Source organism: Streptomyces endocoffeicus, assembly GCF_016741935.1.
Classification (GTDB): Bacteria; Actinomycetota; Actinomycetes; order Streptomycetales; family Streptomycetaceae; genus Streptomyces; species Streptomyces endocoffeicus.
Genome location: NZ_JAERRG010000006.1, coordinates 242,850 through 264,867, shown reverse-complemented (window position 1 = coordinate 264,867; position 22,018 = coordinate 242,850). Strand labels below are relative to the sequence as shown.

The window sequence follows — 22,018 nt, the reverse complement described above, 5'->3', positions numbered from 1 at the left end:
GAGGCGCTTCCTCTTCGGCGAGCGGGAATCGCCGTCAGCGGCGGCGGACCTTCACGGTGTTGTCGGTGCGGGTGCTCGGCTTTCCCTCGGGGTCGGTCGTCTTCTCCTCGTGGGCCTCGCTGACCAGGACGTCCCACTCGCCGTTCGCGAGCTCCAGCCCGGCGAGCACCTCCTCGGGGGTGGGGAAGTGGATGTCCGGATCGGGGTCCGTCACCCAGGACGGGAATCCGGCGTGCCCGGTGATCAGCAGCACTCCGCCCGGTGCGACGGCGCCCGCGGCGCTGCGCAGGATCCGCTCCCGGGGCAGCTCGAGCCAGGAGTGCAGGAAGTAGGTGGAGACCAGGTCGAAGGTGCCGGCCGGGAAGGACACGGACAGGTCGTGCGGCTGCCATTCGATACGGTCGCCGACACCTTCCGACGCCGCGTGTCCGGCACCGCGGTCCAGGGCCACCTGGGAGACGTCGACGGCGGTGACCCGCCAGCCCCGCTGGGCGAGCCAGATGGCGTCGGCGCCCTCGCCACAGCCCAGATCCAGTGCGTGGCCGGGGGTCAGCCCGGTGACCTCGCGCACCAGGGCGGCGTTGGGCCTGCCGCTCCAGACGCGGTCCTCGGCGCTGTAGAAGTTGTCCCAGAACTCCCCAGGCGTGGTGTCGGGCGAGATGTCGTGCGGCTTGGTGGTCATGTCGGATGCGCTCCCTTCGTTGGGTCAAGAGGGTGCGTCCGGCCGTGGCCACTTGACAAAATTCTTTGCCGGGGTGGCAAATGAAGGTATGGCTGACGAAGACCTCACCGAGGTGCTGACCGCCGTAGGACCCCGGCTGCGGGCGCTGCGGCGCACCCGTGGCACCACCCTCTCCCAGCTCAGCGAGACGACGGGCATCTCGCTGAGCACCCTGTCGCGGCTGGAGGCGGGGCAGCGCAAGCCGACCCTGGAGCTGCTGCTGCCGCTGGCCAAGGCGTACGGAGTGCAGCTGGACGAGCTGGTGGGGGCGCCGGCCACCGGGGATCCCCGCGTCCATCCACGACCGTTCACCCGGCAAGGCCAGACGTTCATCCCACTGACCCGCTATCTGGGCGGGCTGCACGCGTACAAGCAGATCATGCCGCCCCGGCCGCAGGGCAGGAGCGATGAACCGCTGGAGCAGCGGGTGCACGAGGGCTATGAGTGGCTCTATGTGCTCTCCGGGCGGCTACGGCTGGCGCTGGGCGAGCACGATCTGGTGCTCGCGGCCGGTGAGGCCGCCGAATTCGACACCCGCACCCCCCATGGCTTCACCAACGCCGGGGACCAGCCGGTGGAGTTCCTCTCCCTGTTCGGGGCGCAGGGCGAGCGCATCCATGTCCGCGCCCGCCCCGCCGGTACGTGACCCGCCGCCGGGTCACGTACGGCGTTCACCCCGAGGGCTCGTCCGGGACGGGCTGCTCGGGGTGCACACTCCCGCTCTGCGGCCTCCCCCGCCGTCCGGTGCCGGACTCGTCCGTCTCGGGGATGTCGTCCACCTCGTCCGGCTCATGGCCGGCGCCCGCCACATCCAGGTGGTCGGGCCCGTCCTGCGCCTGCTGGTCGGGGAGGTCCCTGGGGATCCCGCCCCGCTCCTCGCGCTCCTCCGGTCGCCGGTCGTCGCTCACGATGCCACTCCTTTCGTCGATGAAGGGGGCACAGCAGAGGCGACTACCCACGAGCGCCGGGCGGATGCACGGCCGGCCGGACCGATGCGGCCATCCGTGCGCGCGGCCGGTTATTCCCCGCCCTCCAGCACATACAGCTCCGGCAGGTTGACCACGATGGCCTCCTGGGTGCTGCGGGCGATGACCACCACCGCCTCGTCGTCGGGGTCCGGGTTCTCCTCCCGGTGCGGCACATGGGGCGGTACGAAGACGTAGTCACCCGGCCGGGTGCGCAGCCGGACCTCCTCGACGTGTCCGTCCCGCTCCTCGGCGAAGACGAACTCGGGGTGGCCCCGCACCACGAAGATGGCCGTCTCGGAGTCGCCGTGGTGGTGGTTGGCGGAGGCGGTGTCCGGCGCCACATGGGTCTGGCCCATCCAGAGCCGCTCCGACCCCACCGACTGGCCGCTGATCGCGGCGAACCGCCGCATGCCCTCGGTCTGGGCGGTGCCGGGGTCGACGTCCTCGGTGCGGATGTGGTGCACCCGCGACCGCGACGGACCGCCGGGGGCGGTGGCCTTCAGATGCGGATGGAACGCGTCGTGCTGCTGCGCGGGGTCGCCGCCGGGCGTCGTCATGCCACCGACCGTAGAAAGCACCGGTAATGGATGTCAACCGGTGTCCTTTCGCTCACCAGGCACAACACCGCGAAATCCACGCTGCATAATGGCCGTATGCAGATCTCGGCGAAGGCGGACTACGCGGTCCGGGCGCTGGCGGAGCTGGCCGCGGACCCCGGCAGGCCGCTCACATGTGAGGCGATAGCGACCTCCCAGGACATCCCCTTCCGGTTCCTCAAGGCCGTCTTCCGCGATCTGCGCCAGGCCGGTCTGGTGCGCAGCCAGCGCGGCTGCGAGGGCGGCTACTGGCTCGCCCGCGACCCCGCCGAGACCACGCTCGCGGACATCGTGCTCGCGGTGGACGGGGCGTTCCTGACGCTGCGCGGCGAGCGGCTGGACGACCTCGGCTACCGCGGCCCGGCGGCCGGGCTGCCCGGGGTGTGGCGCGGGATGGAGGCGCATGTGCGCCAGGTTCTGACCTCCACCGCCCTGAGCGATCTGGTCCGCGAGCGGCTGGCCGCATGACGTCCGTACACCCTGACCGCCTCCGGCACCCCGGGGCGGACGGCGACCGGGCCGTCGAGATCGTGGAGTACACCGATCCGGCCTGCCCGTGGGCGTGGGGCTCCGAGCCCGCGTTCCGCCTGCTGCGGGCGCTCACCGCGGGGCGAGCCCGCTGGCGCCGGGTGTTCGGCATCCTCTTCGACGAGGACGACGATCCGGCACCGGATCCGGCCGCCGAGACCGCCTGGTACGGCCGCTATGTCGCCGATATCGCCCGCCATACGCGGGCGCCCTACGCCCACCGGCTGCGCTGGGTGGCGGCCACCAGCCGGCCGGCCTCGCTCGCCGCGAAGGCGGCCGAGCGGCAGGGCGCGACGGCCGCGGAGCGGGTGCTGCGGCGGCTGCGCGAGACCACGTTCGTGCTGGGCACTCCGGCCGATACGGCTGGGCGGGTGCTCGACGCCCTGGCCGGTCTCGACGGTGTCGATGTGGGGCGGCTGGGCGCGGAGGCGGGCGATCCGGAGGTGGTGGCGGCCGTCCGGCGGGACCACGCCGAGGCCCGCGACCCCATCCCGGAGGCGCATGCCTTCCACGCCCCGGGGCCGCATGGCACGGGCGTGAAGGAAACCGACGACGGGGTGCGTTACGCGCTGCCCACGCTGGTGTTCTCCGGCCCCGGCGGGCGCGTGGCCGCGCCGGGGTGGCGGAGCGTGCCCGAGTACCTCGCCGCGCTGCGCACGGTGGCTCCCCGTCAGCTCTGGGAAGCGGCCCCGATCGGCCCCGGGGAGGCCCTGGCGAAGTACCGCAGTCTGACCGGGCCCGATCTGTCCCTGCTGACGGGCGGAACCACTCCCCCGCCCGCGGCCGTACGGGTCGATACGGCGGGCGGGCCGCTGTGGCTGCACCCGGACGAGGCGACCACCCATCCGGCGCTCATCACCGCCGGAGAGTCGAAAAGCCCCAGCTCGTAGCCGTCTTGGCGAATGAGACACCGAAAGGTGTCCATTGACTTCGCCGGTCCTCGCCCCGCACCATGGGCACATGCTGACGACGCACCCCGGTGTGGTGTGCCGATACGTGGACTTCCGGCGCACCGCCAGCGCCATCTGTCGCTGATCGCCCGTTTCCCGTTCCGCGATCCGCGATCCGCGACGATCCGCCGCGTCCCGAGCGCCTCGTGCCGCTCGTCCCCCTCGTTTTCCTCGTGCCCTCGCTGACCTGTGCGGCCGTGTCCCGGCCGTAAATTCGTGCCGTCCGGGGGCAGTTGACACCACGAAAGGCGACGTCCAGCCATGACTCCCGCCGCCCCGCCACCTCCCGTCCGCCGTCCGCCCGATCCGCCACCGGGCCCCGCTCCGGCCCCCGCACCGGACCGGCGCTCCGTGCTCGGCCTGGCCCTGGGGGCCGGTGGCTCCCTGCCGCTGGCCGCCTGCGGCGGGGTGGCGACCACCGGCGCGGGCGGCGGGGGCGAGACCCTGCGCTGGGGCTGGGATCTGCCCTCCACCTGGGATCCGGTGTTCTCGTCCAAGGGCTGGGATGTCCATCTGCTGTCGCTCGTCTACTCCGGGCTGACCCAACTCGACGCCAAGGGCGGCGCCAAGCCCGCGCTCGCCTCCTCCTGGCACTACTCCCACGACGGCCGACGGCTCACCTTCACCCTCCGCCGGGGCCTGCGGTTCTCCGACGGCACACCGGTGAACGCCGGGGCCGTCAAGAAGAGCCTCGAGCGCGGCAAGAACCACCCCAAGTCCCTGATCGCCTCCCAGCTGACCACCATCGACACGGTACGGGCCACCGACCCGCACACCGTGGTCCTCGAACTCACCGAGGCCGACTACCAGTTGCCCGCGCTGCTGGCCGGGAAGACCGGCATGGTGGTCAGCCCCACCGCGTTCGGCAAGGACGAAGCGCGGCTGGCCACCAGGCCGGTCGGCCACGGCCCGTTCCGGCTGGTGTCGTACACCCAGAACTCCATGGCGAGCCTGCGCCGCGACCCCGGCTACTGGAACGCCGAGCACATCGCCGTCGAACGCTTCGAGGCGTTTCCCAAGCCCGATGAGACCACGGCGCTCGCCGCGCTCCAGTCCGGGCGGCTCAATGTGGCCCAGATCCCGTTCAGCCAGGTCGAGGCGGCGCGTGAGGCCGGATTCACGGTGCAGCTCATCCCGTCGATGGTGGTGCGCGTCCTGGATGTGAACACCGCCATGAAGCCCTTCGACGACCCCGCCGTCCTCAAGGCCCTGAAGTACGCCGTGGACCGCCAAGCCCTGCTGGACAGCGAGCAGTTCGGCCATGGCGAGGTGGACCACCAGCCCTTCCCGCCCGGCTACACGGGCTTCGACCCGTCGCTCGGCGCGGTGTACAAGCACGATCCGGAGCGGGCGCGCGCCCTGCTCCGGGAGGCCGGGTATCACGACGGCGTCCAGGTGACCATCACCACCGCCCAGCCGCAGGGCGCGCCCGAGCAGCTGCAGGCCCAGCTGAACCGGGTCGGGTTCCGGGCCCGGATCGAGGTCATCCCCGAGGCACGGACGTCGCAGGTGGTGTACGTCCAGCACTCGCGCGCCCTGTACATCGACCAGTTCGCCGGGCGGGAGTCACCGGTGCAGGCGATGCAGGTGCTCTTCGGCGCGGAGGGGCTGATGAACCCCTCCCGCCGTACCACGCCCGAACTGGACGCGGCCGTGGCCGCGGTGCGCCGCACCCCGCTGGAGTCGCCGCGCTATCCGCAGGTGCTGCGGGCGGCCACCGCGGTGGCGGTGCGCACGATGCCGAACGTGTTCCTCTACACGGTGCCGCGCGCCCTCGCCCGTACGACGTCCGTCTCCGCCATCCCCTCGCTCCCGGTGGTGCAGCGGTTCGAGGGGGTGACGGCCGGATGACCGCGCTCGCCGCACACCCCGCGCGTACCCGCCGGAAGGCCGTACGCCCGGCCCGGCTGCCGCGTTCGCTCGGCCGCGTACTCGCCACGGCGGGCACGGTGTTCCTGCTGTCCTCCGCACTGACCTTCGGTCTCGGCGCGCTCTCCGGGGCCAATCCGGCGGCGGCCGTGCTCGGCGAGACGGCGACACCCGCCGACATCGCCCGGATGAACCATCAGTTCGGCCTCGACCGGCCCCTGTGGCAGCAGTACGTGTCCTGGCTCGGACATGCCTTCACCGGGGACCTGGGCCGCTCGTGGTTCACCACGATCCCGGTGGCGACGAGCATCCGGCAGGCCATTCCGGTGGATCTGTCCATCGCCGGGCTCGCGCTGCTGATGGCCGTGGTGCTGGGCGGGGCCGCCGGTGTCGCCGCCGCGCTCAGGGCGGGCGGACGGCTGGACCGCGCCGTCACGGCGCTGTGCGCGCTGCTCGGCACCCTGCCCGGTTTCGTCGTGGCCATCGCGCTGGTCACGGTGTTCTCGCTGAGGCTGGGGTGGCTGCCGTCCGGTGGCTATGTGCCGCTGGACATGGACCCCGCGCAGTGGCTGCGGTACACCGTGATGCCCGCGTTCGCGCTGAGCCTGGAGGCCGCGGCCGCCATCGCCCGTCAGCTGCGCACCTCGCTGGTGGGGACGTTGCGGGAGAACTATGTGACGGGCGCGGTGATGCGCGGACTGCCCGCCCGGCGGGTGGTGCTGGGCCATGCCCTGCGCAACGCCGCGGGACCCGCGCTGACGGCGCTCGGGATGAGCGTGCCGATGCTGCTCGGCGGTGCGGTGGTCACCCAGCAGATCTTCGCGCTGCCCGGGCTCGCCCAGCTCACCCTGCAGTCGGCGGAGCAGCACGACATCCCGGTGATCCAGGGGACGCTGCTGGTGACCATCGCGGTGGTGCTGGTGGTCAACGTGGCCGTCAACGCGGCGCTGCTCGCGCTGAATCCGGCCGCCCGGCGCCGGGAGGTGACGCGCGGATGAGGACGTTGCGACGGGCGTGGCGGCCGACCTCCGCCAAGGTGGCGCTGCTGGTGCTGCTGGCCATCGCGCTGCTGGCGGCGTTCGGCGGCTGGCTCGCCCCTCATGACCCGCTGGCCCAGAACCCCCGGAACATGCTGCGCGGGCCCGGCCCCGGCCATCTTCTGGGCACCGACTACCTGGGCCGCGATGTGCTCAGCCGGCTGCTGGAGGGCAGTGGCCGCTCGGTGGCGGGCGCCGTGGAGGCGGTGGCCGCCGCGATGGCGGTGGGGGTGCCGACCGGGCTGGCCTCGCTGTGGATGGGGCGGGTGGGCGAGTGGCTCGCGCAGCGCGCCGTCGACGCGCTGATGACACTGCCGTTCACCGTGTTCGCCATCGCGGTGGTGGGCGCGCTGGGCAACGGCATGCACCAGGCGATGCTGGCGCTCGGGGTGCTCTACGCCCCGCTGTTCTTCCGGATGACCCGCGCCGCCGGTTTGAGCCTGCGGCACGCCCAGTACGTGGAGTCGGCCGAGCTGTTCGGCGCCTCGGTCGGGCGGGTGCTGCGCACCCACATCTGGAGCAAGGTGCTGCCGACGGTCATCGTCACGGCCGCCCACGCGCTGGCCACCTGTCTGCTGGTGGTCTCCTCGCTGACCTTCCTCGGGGTCGGTGTGCAGCCGCCCGCCGCCACCTGGGGCGGCATGCTCGCCACCGATCTGGGCTTCCTCACCCAGCAGATCTGGGCGCCGGTGTTCCCGGCCGCGCTGATCGTCATCACCGCCGGTGCGCTCAATCTGCTGGCCGACGCCGTACGGGACGCCGGGGCGGACGAACTGCTGCCCGGCGGCGCTCCGGACCCGGCCACCGGGTCCCCCGCCGCCACCGCCGAATCCCCCGACACCACCAAGGAGCGGGCCGATGCCGCACTCCCCGTCGTCTGACCCCGCCACGCCCGGCGCGCCCACTGACCCGTCGGCCGCACTGTCGGTCGAGGGGCTCGGCGTCACCGTCTCGTCCGGGCGGCTGACGGCCGTACGCGATGTGTCGTTCACCGTGGGCCGCGGTGAGGCCGTCGGCCTGGTCGGCGAGTCGGGCAGCGGCAAGACCCTCATCTGCCGGTCGGTGCTCGGACTGCTGCCCGCGGGCTGCGCGGTGTCCGAGGGCGAGATCACGCTGGCCGGTGAGGCGCTGACCGGGCTGTCCCGCCGGGAGTGGGACCGGGTACGGGGCACTCGGGTGGGCGCCGTCTTCCAGGACCCCGCCTCGTATCTCAACCCCTCGCTGACCGTGGGGCGTCAGCTGACCGAGGTGCTGCGGGTGAAGCTGGGTCTTGACCGGGCGCGGGCCGGTGCGCGGGCCGTCGAGCTGTTCGCCGCCGTCGGGCTGCACGACCCCGCCGAGGTGGCCCGGCGCCATCCGCACGAGCTGTCCGGCGGGATGCTGCAGCGTGTGCTGATCGCCGTGGCGGTGGCCTGCGCACCGGATCTGCTGGTGGCCGACGAGGCGACCACCGCGCTGGATGTGGTGGTCCAGGCCGAGGTCCTGGAGCTGCTGGCCCGGATGCGCGCCGAGCAGGATCTGGCGCTGCTGCTGGTCAGCCATGACCTGGCGGTGATCGCCGAGGTGTGCGACCGCGTCTTGGTGGCCTACGCCGGGGAGCTGGTCGAGGACGGCCCGGCCGAGCGGGTGCTGAACGACCCCCTGCATCCGTACACCGAGGCGCTGTTGCGCGTGGCCACGGTGGGCGACTGGGAGCGGCGCGAGCTGGAGGTCATCCCCGGTGCGCCGCCCGAGGTGGGCGCGCGGCTGCCGGGCTGCCGGTTCGCCGACCGCTGCGGGTTCGCCGCGCCCGAGTGCCTCAGCGGTCCGGTGCCGCTGCGGGAGACGGCCGACGGGCGGCGGGTGCGGTGTGTCCGCGGCGAGGAGCTCGCTCTGTCGCGGGCCGGTGCGCGCTCCACCCGGGAGGTGGCGGTATGAGCGGGCTGCTGGAGCTCTCCGGGCTGACCGTGGCCTTCGGCCGGCGGGGTGCGCGGCCGGTGCTCGACGGCGTGGAGCTGTCCGTGGGCGAGGGGGAGATCGTCGGGGTCATCGGGGAGACCGGCTCCGGCAAGACCACACTGGCGCGTACGGCCGTGGGGCTCGTCCCTCCGCGCTCGGGGCGGGTGGTCTTCGACGGGCGCGAGATCTCCGGGCTGCGGGGGCGGGCGCTGCGCGCGTTCCGCCGTTCGGGGCGGCTGAGTTACGCGTTCCAGGATCCGCTGCGGGCGCTGGACCCGGAGCTGACGGTCCGGCGGGCCGTGGCCGAGCCGCTCGCCGTGGCGGGGGACCTCGGCGACACGGACATCGCCGCCCGCGTGGCCGAGGCGCTGGAGACGGTGGGTCTGGACGCGGCGCGCCTCGGCGATCGGCCGCCGGGCGCGATCTCGGGTGGTCAGCGCCAGCGGGTGCTGCTCGCGCGGGCGATCGTCGCCCGGCCCCGGCTGCTGATCGCGGATGAGCCGGTGAGCGCCCTGGACGCCTCCAACCGCAACCGGGTGCTGCGGCTGCTGGACCGGCTGCGCACCGAACGCGGGATGGCCGTCGTGGTCATCTCGCACGACCTCAGCTCCCTGGCGGGCATCGCCGACCGGGTGGCGGTGCTCTACCGCGGCCGGGTGGTGGAACAGGGGCCGGTACGGGAGGTGTTCGGCCGGCCCCTGCATCCGTACACCGCGCTGCTCATCGCCTCCGCGCCGAGCGTACGGGCCGAGGGCGGGCCGGGCGCGGCGGCGCTGCGCCCGGCGGCCGACCCGCCCGCGTGGACGGCGCGGGAGGGCTGTGTCTTCGCCCACCGCTGCCCGTTCGCCATCGACGCCTGCCGCACCGCGCCCGTACCGGCCCCGGTGGGCCGGGGGCGCACGGCCGCCTGCCACCGGGCGTCCGAATGGCGCGAGTTGATCGCCGCCCCGGTCACCGCGCGGCGGCCGCCGGGGACCGGACTGCTGGAGGCGGCCCCGTAAAGATCTCCTAAATCACTCTGAACACAACTCGTGCGCCGCCCGTATCCACTGCCGGGTCGTGCTCGTCGCGGATGAGCGGATCCCGTAACCCCCCAACTGGAGGTCATGAGTTGAGCCATAAACGGGTACCCAAGCGAAAGATCGTGTTCGCGGGGGCCGGGGCCGCCGCCGTGGCGGCAGCCGCGATCATCCTGCCCAACGCCAACGCCTCACAGGACGACAAGTCCGAGGCGGCCCAGCCCAAGAAGGTGGACGCCGCGTCGGCGGCGGACATCGCCGCGGAGCTCGCGTCGCAGCTGGGCGAGGCGTTCGGCGGGGCCTACTACGACAAGGACAAGCAGCAGGTCATCGTCAATGTCGTCGGCGACAACAACAATGTGAACGTCCAGGTCAAGAGCGCCGGGGCGGTGGCCAGAAAGGTCGACAACAGCACCAAGGCGCTGCAGACCGCCGCGAAGACCCTCAAGACCAAGGCGACCATCCCGGGCACCTCCTGGTCGGTGGACCCCAAGACCAATGAGCTGCGGGTCACCGCGGACTCCACGGTCACCGGGGCGAAGTGGGACACCCTCGAGTCCACCGTGAAGTCGCTGGGCGACGGCATGGCCACCCTGAAGAAGTCCACGGGCGAGTTCAAGCCCTTCGTCGCGGGCGGCGACGCCATCTTCGGCGGCGGTGCGCGCTGCTCGCTCGGCTTCAACGTCACCACGGACAGCGGCGCCCCGGCGTTCCTCACCGCCGGTCACTGCGGCGTGGCCGCCGAGCAGTGGTCGGACTCGCAGAACGGCGCGGCGATCGGCACCGTGCAGGACGCCACCTTCCCCGGTGACGGGGACTTCGCGCTGGTCACCTACGACGACGCCAACACCGAGGCCCCCAGCACGGTGAACACCGGCGACCAGTCCGTGGACATCGTCGGGGCGGGCGAGGCCACGGTGGGCCAGCAGGTGCAGCGCATGGGCAGCACCACCGGGCTGAATGACGGCGCGGTCACCGGTCTCGACGCGACGGTCAACTACCCCGAGGGCACGGTCAGCGGGCTCATCCAGACCGATGTCTGCGCGGAGCCCGGCGACAGCGGCGGCCCGCTGTTCAGCGCGGACGGCCAGGCCATCGGCCTGACCTCCGGCGGCAGCGGTGACTGCACCGCCGGCGGTGAGACCTTCTTCCAGCCGGTGACGACCGCGCTGGAGGCGGTCGGTGCGAAGATCGGCGACGGCGGCGCGGCCGGAGGCGGCGGCGCGGCGGACGACGGTGGCGCGGCGGGCGGCGACGCCGCTGACGGCTCCGGGGCCGCCGGGGACGGCGCGGGCGCGGACGGCGCCGGTGGGGCAGCCGACAACGGCTGATCCCACGCGACCGGGTGTCCCGCGCCGTCACCGCGGGACACCCCGGGAGCCGTGACCGGGAGCCTCGACGGGCCAGGAGCCGCGACACCCCAGGAGCCGCGACACCCCGGGAGCCTCGACGGGCCGGGAGCCGCGACACCCCGGGACCCTCGACGGGCCGGGCGGCCGCTCAGCGGGCGGACGGCCCGGCGGAGAGCCCGGCGCGCGGGCCCGCGGAGAACCCCGCGCGCACCCGCTCCACCGTGATCGGCAGATCGCGGACCCGCACCCCCGTGGCGTGGTACACCGCGTTGGCGATCGCCGCCGCCGTGCCGACGATGCCCAGCTCCCCGATGCCCTTGCTGCCCATCGGGTTGAGCTCGTCGTCGTTCTCCTCGAGCCAGTGCGCCTGGATGTCGCGCACATCCGCGTTGGCCGCGATGTGATACGTGGCGAGGTCGTGGTTGGCGAAGTCGCCGAACCGCGGGTCCGGCTCCAGGTTCTCGTGCAGCGCCATCGACAGCCCCATGCACATGCCGCCGCGCAGCTGCGAGCCCGCCGTCCGGGGGTTGATGACACGTCCGGCGGCGAACATCCCCAGCAGCCGGTCGACCCGCACCTGGCCGGTGACGGCGTCCACCCGCACCGCCGCGAACTGGGCGCCGTAGGCGTGGCGCGAGAACGCCCGGCGCGCCTCGACGTCCTCGGCGGTGTCCGCCCGCTCCTCCAGTCCGCCGGGCGGGACCGCGCCGGAGACCTCGGCCAGCCGCTTGGTCAGCGCCCGGCACGCCTTGGACACCGCCCAGCCCCAGGAGCTGAGGCCCATCGAGCCGCCCGCCCACGGCGCCTGGCCGTAGGCGCTGCGGCCGATGTCGAGGGTGACCCGGTCGATCCCCACACCGAGTTCGTCCGCCGCCACCTGGGTCAGCGCGGTGCGGGCGCCGGTGCCGATGTCGGCCGCGGCGATCCGTACGGTGAAGCCTCCGCCGGGCTCGGCGCGGGCGGTCGCGGTGGAGGGCCAGGTGAGGGCGGGGTAGTTGCCCGCCGCCACTCCGGTGCCGAGCAGCCAGTGCCCCTCCCGGCGGGCGCCCGGAGCGGGGTCGCGGCCCGCCCAGCCGAAGCGCGCCGCGCCCTCCCGCAGACAGGCCACCAGATTGCGGCTGCTGAAGGGATGACCGGTCCCGGGGTCCACGGACGGCTCGTTGGCCACCCGCAGCTCGATGGGGTCCATGCCCAGCTCCACCGCCAGCTCGTCCATCGCGCTCTCCAGCGCGAACATCCCGGGCGCCTCGCCGGGGGCCCGCATCCACGAGGGCGTCGGCACGTCCAGCTGCGCCAGACGGTGGGTGGTCCGGCGGTGGCGCGCGGCGTACATGACGCGGGTGCAGGTGACCGTCTGCTCGCAGTACGGGGTGAGCGTGGAACTCTGCTGGAGGGCGTCGTGCCAGATGGCGGTGAGCCTGCCGTCCCGTTCGGCGCCGAGCCGGATGCGCTGGAGGGTGGGCGTGCGGTACGAGACCATGGTGAACATCTGCTGCCGGGTGGCCGCCACCTTGACCGGGCGGCCCACGGCGCGGGCGGCCAGCGCGGCGAGCACCGTGGGCGGTCGGGGAATCGCCTTGGAGCCGAAGCCGCCGCCGGTGTGGTCGGCCACGATCCGGACGGCGCCCTCGGGCAGGCCGAACAGCTCGGCCACCCTGGCGGCCGTCATCCAGGGGGCCTGGTCGCCGTTGTAGAGGGTGAGCGTGTCCCCGTCCCAGACGGCGATGGTGGCATGCGGTTCCATCGTGGCCGTGTGCTCGGGGGGCGTGGTGTACGTGGCGTCGAGGACGACCGGCGCCGCGTCGAGGGCGGCCTCCACATCGCCGGTCTCCGTGTGTCCCGGGTAGCCGCCGTTGACCGTCTCGGGGACGAAGATGCGCGGATCGCCGTCCATCAGCTCGGCGTCGTGGTCGTCCACGTCGTACTCGACCCGCACGGCGGCCGCCGCCTGACGGGCCGTCTCGAAGGTGTCCGCCACCACGGCCGCCACGATCTGCCCGCGGTAGGCCACCTCGGGGGACTGCAGAACGGCGAGTTCAGGGGTGTCGGTCGGGCGCAGCCGGACCACGTCGCGGCTGTCGAGCACGGCGACCACGCCCGGCAGGGACAGCGCCGCGGCGGTGTCGACGGCGCGCACCGTGCCACGCGGAATGGTGGACTGCACCGGCCACGCGTACAGGGCGTCCGGCACCGGGTACTCGTACGCGTACAGCGCGGCACCGGTGACCTTCTCGCGCCCTTCGACACGGATCACCTCCGCGCCCACGGTCCGCTGGAGCGTGGTCATCGCCGCTGTCCTCCCACGAGGTCGCGCACGGCCGCGGTGATGACATCCACGGCGAGGTCGATCTTGAACGCGTTCCCCGGTAGCGGGCGCGCCGAGGCGAACTCGGCCCGGGCCGCCTCCCGCAGGCGCTCCTCGGTCGGCTGCCGCCCGGTCAGCAGCCGCTCGGTCTCGCGGGCACGCCAGGGGCGGGTGCCCACGCCGCCGAGCCCCAGCCGGATGTCCCGCAGGGTGCCGTCGGCCTCGGTGGCCACGACGGCGGCCACCGACACCAGCGCGAAGGCGTAGGACCAGCGGTCGCGGACCTTGCGGTAGGACATGGCGGCGCCCTCGGGGGGCGGTGGCAGCTCGACACCGGTGATCAGATCGCCGGGCTGCAGCACGGTCTCGCGGTGCGGGGTGTCACCGGGCAGCAGATAGAAGTCGTTCAGCGGCAGCGTACGGGGGCTGCCGTTCACCCGCCGCAGATGGACGACCGCGTCGAGCGCGGCCATCGCCACCGCCATGTCCGAGGGGTGGTTGGCCACGCAGAAGTCGGAGGTGCCGAGCACGGCCAGGTCGCGGTGGAGGCCCTGGACGGCCGAACAGCCGGTCTCCGGGCGTCGTTTGTTGCAGGGCTTGGTCACGTCCTGGAAGTACACACAGCGGGTGCGCTGGAGCAGATTGCCACCGGTGGTGGCCACGGTCCTCAGCTGCCCGGAGGCGCCGGACAGCAGCGCTTCGGCCAGCGCCGGGAACCGCTCGCGGATGCCCGGGTCTCCGGCGAGGCGGCTGCCCGGGACCAGTGCGCCGATGAGCACACCGCCGTCCGGGCGGTGCTCGACGGTGTCGTACGGGAGCCCGGTGATGTCGACGAGCAGGGCGGGCTCGGTCACCCCGAGCTTCATCAGGTCCACCAGATTGGTGCCCCCGGCCAGGTACACCGCCTCGGTGGAGTCGGCCACGAGCGTGGCGGCGGCCTGGGGGTCGGTGGCGCGCTCGTAGCCGAAGGGCTTCATCGCGCCCCTCCCGCCGCACCGGTGCGGGCGGGCGCCCCGCCGCCGTCGGCCCCGGCGACCTCGCGGATGGCGGCCACGATGCCGGGGTACGCCCCGCAGCGGCACAGGTTGCCGCTCATCCGCTCCCGGATCTCGTCGGCGTCCAGCTCCTCCGGCGCGCCGACCCCGGCCGCCATGTCCGAAGTGACATGGCTGGGCCAGCCGCGCGCGGCCTCGGTGAGCGCGCCGATGGCGGAACAGATCTGGCCGGGTGTGCAGTAGCCGCACTGGAAGCCGTCGTGGTCCAGGAACGCCCGCTGCAGCGGGTGGAGTTCCTCGGGGGCGGCGAGCCCCGCCACACCCTCGATGGTGGTGATGTCCCGGCCCTGGGCGGCCACCGCGAACACCAGGCAGCTGTTGACGCGTTCCCCGTCGATCAGGACGGTGCAGGCCCCGCACTGCCCGTGGTCGCACCCCTTCTTGACCCCGGTCAGCGCCAGGTGTTCGCGGAGGGCGTCCAGCAGGGTCACCCGGTGGTCGAGGGTGAGGGGGCGGTCGGCACCGTTGACACGCAGCGCGAAGTCGCTGTGAAACGCGTGAGCTGTCACGCCCCTCAGCCTGGCACCGGGCGGTGCGCCCCGCATCTTCAGCGTGGGCCGTCCGGCCCCGGCTCCGGTGGGTCGTCGGGCACCGGGGGCAGCCGCAGATGTGCCAGGTCCGGCGGGATCGGGGAGCTGGGGCGGTAGAACGGCGGGGCCGGGTCGGCGGCGGGCGAGTCGGCCAGCCGGAAGCGGTCCCGCAGCCGGTGGTAGAACTGCGTCGGCACGAGCCGTACCAGCCGCAGCCGGACCGGTGCCCGGTAGGCCGCCACCCAGTCACCCGGCTCCAGCACCCCGCGCAGCTGCCCGTCGAGGCTGACCGCCACCCGCCCCGAGGTCGGCAGCACCCGTACGGCGACGGGTTCGTCCACCGCGGCCACCACGGTGCGGTCGAAGGCGATGTGCGGGGCCACCGGGGTGAAGACGACCGCGTCCATGTACGGGGAGACCACCGGCCCGCCGGCGGCGAAGCTGTAGGCGGTGGAGCCGGTCGGGGTGGCGATGATGATCGCGTCGGCCGAGTACGAGGCGAGCAGCTGCCCGGACACATACACCCCGAGCCCGGCCTGGCGGTCGCGGGCGAGCTTTTCGAAGACCACGTCGTTGACGGCGTTGACATCCAGCGGAATGCCCCAGCCGGCCTCCTCGGGGCCGCCGCGGCCGGGGCGGACCTTGGGCGGGGGCGGGACGGGGCCCCGCCCGTAGCGCAGCAGCGCCTCCATGCCCTCGGGCATCTCCAGCGGCCGGGACGCCCGCAGCGTGAGCAGCATGCGCTCCTCGATCGTGGCCCGGCCCTCTTGGACGGCGTTCAGCGCGTCCTCCACCTGGTCGACGCTGATCTCGGTGAGGAAGCCGACCCGTCCCACGTTCACCCCCAGCGCCGCGGCCCCGTTCCTGGCGGCGAGCCGGGCGCCACGCAGAAAGGTGCCGTCGCCGCCGAAGGTGACGATCAGATCGGGGTGGCCGGCCGCCTCGGACTCCTCCTGGGCGCTGCGCCGGGGCTGGTCACCGCGCCAGACGTCCAGCTCGAAGCAGGAGATGCCGTGCGCGGCGGCCCATGCGCGGGCGGTGCGGGCCGCCGCGACGGCGGTGGGGCGGGCCTGGTGGACGACCATGCCGAGCCGGTTGACAGCCATGGCCCTTCCACCGTAGATCGGCCGGCCCCGGAGCGCCCACCGGACCGACACGGGGCGGGCTCGGAGCGCCCACCGGACGGACACGGGGCGGGCTCGGGGCGGGTGCCCTGGAGCCGAACATCCGTCCTGATCTATCGTGTTCAGCGGCACAGAGACCCGCGTGGGAACCACACCGCATCCGTACGGAGCCAGGGGGATGGTGCAGCAGATGGCGAGTGAGAGACGAACCGCGCTGATCGAAGGGCTGATGGGGCGTTTCCCCCAGGTGCCCCGGGAGGCCGTGCTCAAGGAGGACCTGCTGCGCGGCGGCATGGCCTTCGACGAGTCCGCGCTCAGCGGCAACGAGGGCGGCGACGTCAAGCCGAAGTCGTACTTCATCTTCTCGTTCGACCACCGCACCCTGCCGGAGCTGGGCGCCGCGGCCCTCAACCGGCCGCCCGAGGAGATCGTGCTCACCGGCGGGCCGTACGGGCTCCGCCGCACCGTGGTGTCCGTCCGCGTCAACCCCGCGTCGCCGTATGTGGTCCGGGCCGGGGAGGACGGTGCGCTGGGGCTGTATCTGGACGGTGCGCGCATCGCCGAGGTGGGGCTGCCGCCGATGCCGGAGTACTACCGCCACACCCTGTCGAACGGCAAGTCGGTGATGGAGGTCGCGCCGACCATCCAGTGGGGCTATCTGGTCTATCTGACGGTCTTCCGGGTGTGTCAGTACTTCGGCGCCAAGGAGGAGTGCCAGTACTGCGACATCAACCACAACTGGCGTCAGCACAAGGCGGCGGGCCGCCCGTACACCGGGGTGAAGCCGGTCGAGGAGGTGCTGGAGGCGCTGGAGATCATCGACCGCCATGACACCGCCCGCACCTCGCAGGCGTACACCCTCACCGGCGGCGCGATCACCTCGCAGGTGGGCGGCCGTGACGAGGCCGACTTCTACGGCCAGTACGCGAAGGCCATCGAGGAGCGCTTCCCGGGCCGGTGGATCGGCAAAGTGGTGGCGCAGGCGCTGCCCAAGGAGGACGTCCAGCGGTTCCACGACTACGGGGTGCGGATCTACCACCCCAACTTCGAGGTGTGGGACCGGCGGCTGTTCGAGCTGTACTGCCCGGGCAAGGAGCGCTACATCGGCCGGGACGAGTGGCACCGCCGGATCCTGGACTCGGCCGAGGTGTTCGGCGCCCGGAATGTGATCCCCAACTTCGTGGCGGGCGTGGAGATGGCCCAGCCGCTCGGCTTCGCATCCGTGGCCGAGGCGATCGACTCCACCGCCGAGGGGCTGCGGTTCTTCATGTCGCACGGGGTCGTGCCCCGGTTCACCACCTGGTGCCCCGAGCCGACGACTCCGCTGGGCAAGGAGAATCCGCAGGGTGCCCCGCTGGAGTACCACATCCGGCTGCTGGAGACCTACCGGGCGACGCTCGAGGACTTCGGGCTGTCCTCGCCGCCCGGATACGGCCCGCCGGGGCCGGGGCGGGCGGTGTTCTCGGTGAGCTCGTTCATGGACAGCCTGCCCGCCGTGGACCCGGACCCGGAGCCGGTGGCGCCCTGACCCGCACGACGGCGCCCTGACGTGGCGGCCGCCCCTGGCTCGACGGGAGCCGTTCAGCCGACGTGGACGTGGGGGCGGCGGCCGCGGTCGGGCTCGGCCTCGCGAAGCACCTCACGGGTGACGGGGGCGACCTCTCCCTGGCCGAAGAGGAAGAAGCGCAGGAAGTGGGCCAGCGGATGGCCCTCCGTCCACTCGAAGTAGATGTGCGGGCGCTGCCCGGTCAGGTCCCGCACCCGTAGCAGCAGCGCCGCCAGCGCGTTGGGGATGGTGGCGCTCTGCAGGGTCAGCACGCGGTAGCGGCCGTGCACCACCTCGCCGCACACCCGCAGCTCGCTCTCGAACTCGGACGGGTCGGCCACCGTGACCTCGACGAAGATGATGTCGTCCTCGGGCGGGATGTCGTTGTCGGCCCGGATCTGGTGCTGCTTCTCGCGGTATTCGGCCAGGTCGCGGCGTTCCGGTTTGTTGGCGATGAGACGGATCCTGCGGTGGGCGGTGTCACGGACGAATCGCTCTGCCAGGGCGTCGAACGTCACGCTGGTGACCCGTAGCTCGAACGCCCTGGCCACCCGGGACAGCAGCGACACGGCCATGATGCCCGCGATGAAGCAGGCGCCGATCTTGACGCCGTCGGGCCGTTCGACGACGTTGACCGCGGTGGTGTACAGGAAGATCAGCGAGATGACGCCGAAGCCGATGGTCCAGCCGCGCTGCCGGGCGCGCCGGGCGGCGATGGTGACGGCGATGGCGGCCGAGGTGATGAGCACGAGCACCCCGGTGGCGTAGGCGCCGCCCTGGGCGTCCACATCCGCCTTGAAGAGCCAGGTCACCAGGAACGCGATGGCGATGAACACCAGCACCATGGGGCGGACCGCGCGCGCCCAGTGGGGTGCCATCCCGTAGCGCGGCAGATAGCGGGGCATCAGATTGAGCAGTCCGGCCATGGCCGAGGCGCCGGCAAACCAGAGGATGGCGATGGTGGAGGCGTCATAGACGCTGCCGAACGCCGAGCCCAGGTACTCATGGGCGAGGTAGGCCAGGGCGCGCCCATTGGCCTGACCGCCCGGTTCGAACGCCCGCTGCGGGATCAGCAGGGTCGTGATGAAGCTGGAGGTGATGAGGAAGACGCTCATGATCACCGCGGCGGTGGTCAGCAGCTTCCGGGCGCCCTGGATGCGCCCGGCGGGGCGCTCCTCGGTATCGCCCGGCCTGCCCTCGATATGCGGCATGACGGCCACGCCCGTCTCGAACCCGGAGAGCCCGAGGGCCAGCTTCGGGAAGATCACCAGCGCCACGCCGATCATGACCAGGGGACTGCCGCGCTCGGCGACCAGCGCCTGGGACCAGTCGGGGATCACGTGGGGCGCGGTGCACACATGCCACAGCCCGACCGCCACCACGACGGCGTTGAGCAGCAGATAAGCGGCGACCAGCACCACCGCGATCCCGATGGCCTCGGTGAACCCCTTGAGGAACACCGCCCCGAGCATTCCCACCAGGATCAGGGTGATGGCCACCTCATGGCCGCGCAGGACCGCGGTGAAATGCGGGTTCTCCACCAGGTGGGCGGTGGCGTCGGCGGCGGAGAGGGTGATGGTGATGAGGAAGTCGGTGGCCGCGAAGCCCAGCAGGGTGAGGACGAACAGCTTGCCCTTCCAGAAGGTCAGCAGCCGCTCCAGCATCGCGATCGAGCCCTGGCCGTGCGGGCTCTCCGCGGCCACTCTGCGGTACACCGGCAGCGCGCCCGCCAGGGTCACCACCACCAGCACCACGGTGGCCAGCGGGGAGAGCAGCCCGGCCGCCAGGGCGGCGATTCCGGGCTGGTAGCCGAGGGTGGAGAAGTAGTCCAGACCGGTCAGGCACATCACCCGCCACCACGGCCGGCCCTGGTGTGCGCCCTCCGGCTCGGCGTGCGGGCCGGGCTGGCGCTTGACGATGTCGGTCAGGCCCTCCAGCAGCCATGCGCGCAGCCGGTGCCGTGCCCCGCCGTCGGGGGCGGCGCCGCCAGAGGTGGAGGAGACCACGGGGTGCTCCCGTCGTACGGGGAGGGGTCCCCGGCCATCGCTGAGACCCTTCGGTCAGCGTATGCGGCGCGGCCGGCCACCACCCGGCCGGTGCCGCCGGCCGAAGGACATCGCTTTCTCAGTGAGTTTTCATCTTCGGTCCGTACGGTTGCGGCACATGGACACCACCAAGACCGACCAACCGACCGACACCGCAGCGCAGCCCGCAGAAGCCGAGGAAGCCACGGCGGAGGGTGTCCCGAACGCTGTTTCGGACCAGCAGGAAACCCCGGGCCCGAAGGAGACCCCGGACTCGCTGGAAGCACCCGACCCCGCCGACGACATCGCGCCCCCTCCCCCGGCCACCACACCGGGCGTCGTCCCCGGCGCCGCTTCGGTCGTCGCCGCGGGCCTCGGGCTCGCCTCGCTCTCCGGCACCTGGCTCGGCACCATGCTGCAGGAGCGCAAGCAACTGACCGGCCAGATCAAGGCCCAGTCCGGGGCGGCCGCCGATCAGATCTCCGCGGTGTACGGCACTCCGTGGCACACCACGGCCCTCGTCAACGGGCTGTTCGCGCTGACCGCCGTGGTGATCGCCGCCGTGGTGCTGCTGCGGCAGCGGCGGCCCGTCACGGCCGGGGCGCCCTGGGTGACCGCGGTGGCCTGGGGAGCGGTGGCGCTGGGCGTGATCGGTCTGCTGATCGCCGCCGCCATGGGGCTCGACATCTTCAGCGAGCTGCCGAAGGTGCCCGCGTCCCCGAACGCCCCGGCCGGCTGACCCCATCCGAGCGCGCCCCGTGGACCGGATGGGTCCGGCGGGGCGCGCTCCTCGGCGGGCGGGTCACGATTGAGGTCCCGACATCGGGACACCCGCGAACGGGACAGGCCGTCCGGCCGCCCCCGCGGAGCGGGCCATAGGGACGGCACGGACTTCCCGCCTACGGAGTTTCCCGCCGATGAGCCGTTCCACCACGCACTCCCCCGACCGGCACGGAACACCGCGTACGCCGGATGCGCCGGACCCGCCGGAGACCTCGCACGCACCGGACGTACCGGACAGAGACCACGGGCCGGACAGGGACCACGGGCCGGACGGGGGGTCCGGCGCGCGGCAGGGTCGGGACTCCCGGACCGCCGTCACCGTCTTCGTCGCCCTCGGCGCCAATCTGGTCATCGCACTGGCCAAGGCCTTCGGCGGGATCTTCGCCGGCTCCCCCGCGCTGCTCTCGGAGGCCGCTCACTCCGTCGCGGACAGCCTCAACGAGGTGTTCCTGCTCGCCTCCCTCAAGCGCAGCAGGCGGGCCCCCGACGACCAGCACCCGTTCGGCTACGGCAAGGAGCGCTACTTCTGGGCGCTGCTGGCCGCCGTCGGCATCTTCGTCATGGGCGGCTGCTTCTCCTTCTTCCAGGGCGCCGAGGCGCTGAGCGCGGGCGGCTCCGAGGACCACAGCGGCTATCTGGTGGGCCTCGCGGTCCTGGGCGTGGCGCTCATCGCCGAGGGCTCCTCACTGGTCCGGGCGCTGGTCCAGGTGCGCGGGCACGCCCGGGAAGCGGGCCGCGGTATGGCGACCGAGCTGCGCAGGGGTGACGACCCCACACTGCGCACCGTGCTGGCCGAGGACTCCACCGCCTGTCTCGGCGTGGTGTTCGCCCTGCTCGGCATGTGGCTGCACATGGTGACCGGCCAGGTGGCCTACGAGGCCACGGCCTCCTTCCTGATCGGGGCGCTGCTGGTCTATGTGGCCTACCGGCTGGCCATGGAGTCGCGCGGGCGGCTCATCGGTGAGGCGATCGACCCGGTCCAGCGCCGGGAGCTCCGCCGGTTCCTCGAGACACAGCCGGAGATCGACACCGTGACCACGCTGCTGACGATGCGTCTGGGCAATGACTCGACGCTGGTGGCGGCCCGGGTCGACCTCGTCCCCGGTCTCGACAGCGAGGAGGTCGAGGAGGTCCTGGTGCGCGTCAAGACGGCGATGACGGAGCTCTGGCCGCACGCCGACCAGATCTTCCTCGATGTCACCGACGCCTCGGCCGAGGACCGGACGAAGGCGCGCGCGGACCGCCAGGCGCTGGAGGAGGCGGTGGCGGCCGTGGAGCGCGAGGACGGCGGGGCGTGAGATTGGCCCCGGCGGGCCTGGGTACTCGGCGAAAACCAGCCCACAACAGCGAACTCACATACGGAGGCAGAACTGATGGGCCTCGGCGGTTGCATTTTGATGATCGCGGTGGGAGGGATTCTCACCTTCGCCACCGACTGGAACGCCAACGGCTTCAACGTCCACCTGGTCGGCCTGATTCTGATGGCGGTCGGCATCATCGGCACATGCGCGTATGTGAGTGTCTACAAGCGTCGGCGCGTCGTCGAGCCCGGCGCCGTGGCACCCCCGGTGGTCGAGGAGCCCGAGCATCACCGGCACCACCACCACTACGACTACTGAGTGCCGGCCGGTTCCCTTTCCGACGAGGTGGCCCCCGCCGCGGGTGGGGGCCAC

At 72.8% G+C, this 22,018-nt stretch carries 21 protein-coding genes; 13 read left to right on the top strand and 8 right to left on the bottom strand.

All coding sequences use genetic code 11. The features are described from left to right. Nucleotides 1-34: 34 nt before the first annotated feature. Nucleotides 35-682 (bottom strand): class I SAM-dependent methyltransferase, encoded by a 648-nt coding sequence (locus tag JK364_RS17785; RefSeq protein WP_201852075.1) that lies wholly within the window; start codon nt 680-682, stop codon nt 35-37. A gap of 88 nt (nt 683-770) precedes the next feature. Here JK364_RS17785 and JK364_RS17780 point away from each other — a divergent pair, with 88 nt between their 5' ends. Next, on the top strand, nt 771-1,367 hold the full coding sequence (locus tag JK364_RS17780) for a helix-turn-helix domain-containing protein (protein ID WP_201852074.1): 597 nt from the start codon (nt 771-773) through the stop codon (nt 1,365-1,367). A 25-nt stretch (nt 1,368-1,392) separates the two neighbouring features. Here JK364_RS17780 and JK364_RS17775 read toward each other — a convergent pair whose 3' ends face one another. Together JK364_RS17775 and JK364_RS17770 are read right to left on the bottom strand one after the other, a co-directional pair. Next, the gene (locus JK364_RS17775) at nt 1,393-1,629 is read right to left on the bottom strand and encodes a hypothetical protein (RefSeq protein ID WP_201852073.1); all 237 of its coding nucleotides are present in this window, start codon (nt 1,627-1,629) and stop codon (nt 1,393-1,395) included. 110 nt (nt 1,630-1,739) lie between these two features. Next, nucleotides 1,740-2,246, bottom strand: a complete 507-nt coding sequence (locus tag JK364_RS17770) for a cupin domain-containing protein (protein ID WP_201852072.1) — start codon at nt 2,244-2,246, stop codon at nt 1,740-1,742. A gap of 96 nt (nt 2,247-2,342) precedes the next feature. Between JK364_RS17770 and JK364_RS17765 the strand changes: the two genes are divergently transcribed. The 8 genes from JK364_RS17765 to JK364_RS17730 all read left to right on the top strand — a co-directional run bounded on the left by JK364_RS17765 (nt 2,343) and on the right by JK364_RS17730 (nt 10,957). Then, nucleotides 2,343-2,753, top strand: a complete 411-nt coding sequence (locus JK364_RS17765) for an RrF2 family transcriptional regulator (RefSeq protein ID WP_201852071.1) — start codon at nt 2,343-2,345, stop codon at nt 2,751-2,753. After that, entirely contained in the window at nt 2,750-3,703 is a 954-nt protein-coding gene (locus JK364_RS17760; protein WP_201852070.1) for a DsbA family oxidoreductase, read from the top strand. The genes JK364_RS17765 and JK364_RS17760 overlap by 4 nt, the downstream gene beginning before the upstream one ends. 321 nt (nt 3,704-4,024) lie before the next feature. Next, entirely contained in the window at nt 4,025-5,614 is a 1,590-nt protein-coding gene (locus JK364_RS17755; protein WP_201852069.1) for an ABC transporter substrate-binding protein, read from the top strand. After that, nucleotides 5,611-6,630 (top strand): ABC transporter permease, encoded by a 1,020-nt coding sequence (locus tag JK364_RS17750; RefSeq protein ID WP_201852068.1) that lies wholly within the window; start codon nt 5,611-5,613, stop codon nt 6,628-6,630. The genes JK364_RS17755 and JK364_RS17750 overlap by 4 nt, the downstream gene beginning before the upstream one ends. Continuing rightward, a complete protein-coding gene (locus JK364_RS17745; RefSeq protein WP_201852067.1) occupies nt 6,627-7,550 on the top strand; it encodes an ABC transporter permease in 924 nt (307 codons plus the stop codon). The genes JK364_RS17750 and JK364_RS17745 overlap by 4 nt, the downstream gene beginning before the upstream one ends. Further along, entirely contained in the window at nt 7,528-8,586 is a 1,059-nt protein-coding gene (locus JK364_RS17740) for an ABC transporter ATP-binding protein (RefSeq protein ID WP_201852066.1), read from the top strand. The genes JK364_RS17745 and JK364_RS17740 overlap by 23 nt, the downstream gene beginning before the upstream one ends. After that, nucleotides 8,583-9,608: an ABC transporter ATP-binding protein gene (locus JK364_RS17735; protein ID WP_201852065.1), complete on the top strand. Its 1,026-nt coding sequence runs from the start codon at nt 8,583-8,585 to the stop codon at nt 9,606-9,608. The genes JK364_RS17740 and JK364_RS17735 overlap by 4 nt, the downstream gene beginning before the upstream one ends. A gap of 110 nt (nt 9,609-9,718) precedes the next feature. Beyond that, nucleotides 9,719-10,957 carry a S1 family peptidase gene (locus JK364_RS17730; protein ID WP_201852064.1) on the top strand — a complete coding sequence of 413 codons (1,239 nt, stop codon included), beginning with the start codon at nt 9,719-9,721 and terminating at the stop codon, nt 10,955-10,957. 169 nt (nt 10,958-11,126) lie between these two features. On the opposite strand, the gene JK364_RS17725 is transcribed toward JK364_RS17730, so the two are convergent. The 4 genes from JK364_RS17725 to JK364_RS17710 are packed head-to-tail and all read right to left on the bottom strand — an operon-like array spanning nt 11,127 to nt 15,974. After that, on the bottom strand, nt 11,127-13,265 hold the full coding sequence (locus JK364_RS17725; protein ID WP_201852063.1) for a xanthine dehydrogenase family protein molybdopterin-binding subunit: 2,139 nt from the start codon (nt 13,263-13,265) through the stop codon (nt 11,127-11,129). Continuing rightward, the gene (locus JK364_RS17720; protein ID WP_201852062.1) at nt 13,262-14,260 is read right to left on the bottom strand and encodes an FAD binding domain-containing protein; all 999 of its coding nucleotides are present in this window, start codon (nt 14,258-14,260) and stop codon (nt 13,262-13,264) included. Before JK364_RS17720 ends, JK364_RS17725 begins: the two co-directional genes overlap by 4 nt. Beyond that, nucleotides 14,257-14,883, bottom strand: coding sequence for a 2Fe-2S iron-sulfur cluster-binding protein (locus JK364_RS17715; protein ID WP_230992102.1), 627 nt, complete (start codon nt 14,881-14,883; stop codon nt 14,257-14,259). Before JK364_RS17715 ends, JK364_RS17720 begins: the two co-directional genes overlap by 4 nt. Nucleotides 14,884-14,885: 2 nt before the next feature. After that, a complete protein-coding gene (locus JK364_RS17710) occupies nt 14,886-15,974 on the bottom strand; it encodes an NAD(+)/NADH kinase (RefSeq protein ID WP_201852061.1) in 1,089 nt (362 codons plus the stop codon). Nucleotides 15,975-16,182: 208 nt separating this feature from the next. Between JK364_RS17710 and JK364_RS17705 the strand changes: the two genes are divergently transcribed. Next, nucleotides 16,183-17,520 (top strand): radical SAM protein, encoded by a 1,338-nt coding sequence (locus JK364_RS17705; RefSeq protein WP_201852060.1) that lies wholly within the window; start codon nt 16,183-16,185, stop codon nt 17,518-17,520. Between the two features lie 53 nt (nt 17,521-17,573). Here JK364_RS17705 and JK364_RS17700 read toward each other — a convergent pair whose 3' ends face one another. Next, nucleotides 17,574-19,544 (bottom strand): APC family permease, encoded by a 1,971-nt coding sequence (locus JK364_RS17700; protein ID WP_201852059.1) that lies wholly within the window; start codon nt 19,542-19,544, stop codon nt 17,574-17,576. A gap of 157 nt (nt 19,545-19,701) precedes the next feature. Between JK364_RS17700 and JK364_RS17695 the strand changes: the two genes are divergently transcribed. From JK364_RS17695 to JK364_RS17685, 3 genes are all read left to right on the top strand, one after another. Beyond that, nucleotides 19,702-20,301 (top strand): hypothetical protein, encoded by a 600-nt coding sequence (locus JK364_RS17695; RefSeq protein WP_201852058.1) that lies wholly within the window; start codon nt 19,702-19,704, stop codon nt 20,299-20,301. A gap of 178 nt (nt 20,302-20,479) precedes the next feature. Continuing rightward, entirely contained in the window at nt 20,480-21,643 is a 1,164-nt protein-coding gene (locus JK364_RS17690; protein WP_201852057.1) for a cation diffusion facilitator family transporter, read from the top strand. Between the two features lie 75 nt (nt 21,644-21,718). Further along, on the top strand, nt 21,719-21,964 hold the full coding sequence (locus JK364_RS17685) for a hypothetical protein (protein ID WP_201852056.1): 246 nt from the start codon (nt 21,719-21,721) through the stop codon (nt 21,962-21,964). Nucleotides 21,965-22,018: the final 54 nt, after the last annotated feature.

Coding starts and splice junctions, on each gene's coding strand:
- JK364_RS17785 (WP_201852075.1), bottom strand. CDS start 682: ATGACCACCAAGCCGCACGACATCTCGCCCGACACCACGCCTGGGGAG.
- JK364_RS17780 (WP_201852074.1), top strand. CDS start 771: ATGGCTGACGAAGACCTCACCGAGGTGCTGACCGCCGTAGGACCCCGG.
- JK364_RS17770 (WP_201852072.1), bottom strand. CDS start 2,246: ATGACGACGCCCGGCGGCGACCCCGCGCAGCAGCACGACGCGTTCCAT.
- JK364_RS17765 (WP_201852071.1), top strand. CDS start 2,343: ATGCAGATCTCGGCGAAGGCGGACTACGCGGTCCGGGCGCTGGCGGAG.
- JK364_RS17760 (WP_201852070.1), top strand. CDS start 2,750: ATGACGTCCGTACACCCTGACCGCCTCCGGCACCCCGGGGCGGACGGC.
- JK364_RS17755 (WP_201852069.1), top strand. CDS start 4,025: ATGACTCCCGCCGCCCCGCCACCTCCCGTCCGCCGTCCGCCCGATCCG.
- JK364_RS17750 (WP_201852068.1), top strand. CDS start 5,611: ATGACCGCGCTCGCCGCACACCCCGCGCGTACCCGCCGGAAGGCCGTA.
- JK364_RS17745 (WP_201852067.1), top strand. CDS start 6,627: ATGAGGACGTTGCGACGGGCGTGGCGGCCGACCTCCGCCAAGGTGGCG.
- JK364_RS17740 (WP_201852066.1), top strand. CDS start 7,528: ATGCCGCACTCCCCGTCGTCTGACCCCGCCACGCCCGGCGCGCCCACT.
- JK364_RS17735 (WP_201852065.1), top strand. CDS start 8,583: ATGAGCGGGCTGCTGGAGCTCTCCGGGCTGACCGTGGCCTTCGGCCGG.
- JK364_RS17725 (WP_201852063.1), bottom strand. CDS start 13,265: ATGACCACGCTCCAGCGGACCGTGGGCGCGGAGGTGATCCGTGTCGAA.
- JK364_RS17720 (WP_201852062.1), bottom strand. CDS start 14,260: ATGAAGCCCTTCGGCTACGAGCGCGCCACCGACCCCCAGGCCGCCGCC.
- JK364_RS17715 (WP_230992102.1), bottom strand. CDS start 14,883: ATGCGGGGCGCACCGCCCGGTGCCAGGCTGAGGGGCGTGACAGCTCAC.
- JK364_RS17710 (WP_201852061.1), bottom strand. CDS start 15,974: ATGGCTGTCAACCGGCTCGGCATGGTCGTCCACCAGGCCCGCCCCACC.
- JK364_RS17705 (WP_201852060.1), top strand. CDS start 16,183: ATGGCGAGTGAGAGACGAACCGCGCTGATCGAAGGGCTGATGGGGCGT.
- JK364_RS17695 (WP_201852058.1), top strand. CDS start 19,702: ATGGACACCACCAAGACCGACCAACCGACCGACACCGCAGCGCAGCCC.
- JK364_RS17690 (WP_201852057.1), top strand. CDS start 20,480: ATGAGCCGTTCCACCACGCACTCCCCCGACCGGCACGGAACACCGCGT.
- JK364_RS17685 (WP_201852056.1), top strand. CDS start 21,719: ATGGGCCTCGGCGGTTGCATTTTGATGATCGCGGTGGGAGGGATTCTC.